At 63.0% G+C, this 816-nt stretch carries 1 protein-coding gene; it reads right to left on the bottom strand.

Features of this window, described 5'->3' with window-relative positions; all coding sequences use genetic code 11:
- Nucleotides 1-92 precede the first annotated feature (92 nt).
- The gene (locus KME75_RS42055; RefSeq protein ID WP_246633858.1) at nucleotides 93-299 is read right to left on the bottom strand and encodes a hypothetical protein; all 207 of its coding nucleotides are present in this window, start codon (nucleotides 297-299) and stop codon (nucleotides 93-95) included.
- Nucleotides 300-816 lie beyond the last annotated feature (517 nt).

The raw sequence follows: 816 nt of genomic DNA on the forward strand, positions 1-816 counted from the left end.
TTCGGCTTCAACACCTGAAAGATCACCAGGGGTCGCGCTCGCCCCTCACACCGGCCCCTCAAACGAGTCCACCACCAGGGGCAAAACGGACATCAGACCCAAACGGCAAGAACGCCGGGGCCCTGCCTGCGCACCGACTCGAGATGATTGGTGTCGCCTCGGATCGTGCTATCCGCCAGCCCCGCCGACTGCCGCGCGAGCACGAACCCGGCCAGCACATCCAGCTCGAAGTCGGCGAGCTGCTCCTCCGTCGCCGGCGCCCGCGGCTCCCGCAGAGAACGCACCACCGCGAGCGTCAACTCGCCCCCTCGCTGTTCACCCCTGATGAAAGACCATCAGCGCAGCAGTGATCCTTTCAGTCCTGCACCACACCCTTCAACTCGGCCCCGTCCGGCGTTCTCGACAGTCAGGCCCAGGTCCAGGTGCGCAGCAGGATCCCCATCGCCACGTCCACCAGCGAAGAACCCATCGACTGTTGCGTACAACGCTTCTGAGTGAAATCGCATCGGATGCGAACACGACACCCTTGCGTCGCTGCAGTGACCTGGGCATGATGTTCGTCCTCGTGCACCCCGTCTCCCGAGCCACTTGATGTGACCGAGGTGGAGCAGCAGGTCATCGCACACTACCCCTCACCCCAAGGTTTTCACGTCCTTCCAGATCTCCCGGAATTGTCCAGATGCGCACAGTGAGGTGATCTCAGCAAGATTGGTTTCGGAGTTGGTGTTCGAAGTGGGTGAGCACGAGTGCTCCTGCGACGATCCGCCCGATTTTCGACGGGCTGGTAGTGATGCGCTGCAGCGCCCGCCAGCGGGT

The sequence above is a fragment of the Pseudonocardia nigra genome, assembly GCF_019396355.1.
Taxonomy (GTDB): Bacteria; Actinomycetota; Actinomycetes; order Mycobacteriales; family Pseudonocardiaceae; genus Pseudonocardia; species Pseudonocardia nigra.